The organism is Tamlana crocina (assembly GCF_012037625.1).
This window is the reverse complement of the sequence record NZ_JAAVJS010000355.1, coordinates 1-405: the sequence shown is the minus strand read 5'-3', so window position 1 is coordinate 405 and position 405 is coordinate 1. Positions and strand designations below refer to the sequence as shown.

1 protein-coding gene is annotated in these 405 nt (G+C 47.7%); it reads right to left on the bottom strand.

Features of this window, described 5'->3' with window-relative positions; genetic code table 11:
* On the bottom strand, positions 1-405 hold a 405-nt coding region (locus HC176_RS17090; RefSeq protein ID WP_209309776.1), incomplete at both ends, for a PhoH family protein.

Here is a 405-nt window from a genome sequence, read left to right as displayed (position 1 = left end):
ACTGCGGGACGGGTAAGAATGATCCTTTTTACCTGCTTTTCCTTTAAAGCCTTAACGGCAAGAGCTACTCCTGTATAGGTTTTTCCGGTTCCGGCAGGGCCAATGGCGAAGACCATATCGTTCTTCTTCATCAGCTCCACGAGCCGGCGCTGATTGGCGGTCTGGGCTTTGATCATCCTGCCGCTTACCCCATGTACCAGCACCTCTCCGCTCTCATTTGAAGTATCGTATTCCTCCTTGCTCTGGCTTGTAAGTACCCTTTCGATAGCATTTTCATCACGCCTGTTGAACTTACCGTAGTGGTCGATCAACATATTGAACCTTCTGTCGAATTCTTCAAGCATTTCCTCGTCACCATAGATGCGAAGTTTGTTACCTCTTGCCACAATTTTAAGCTTCGGAAAA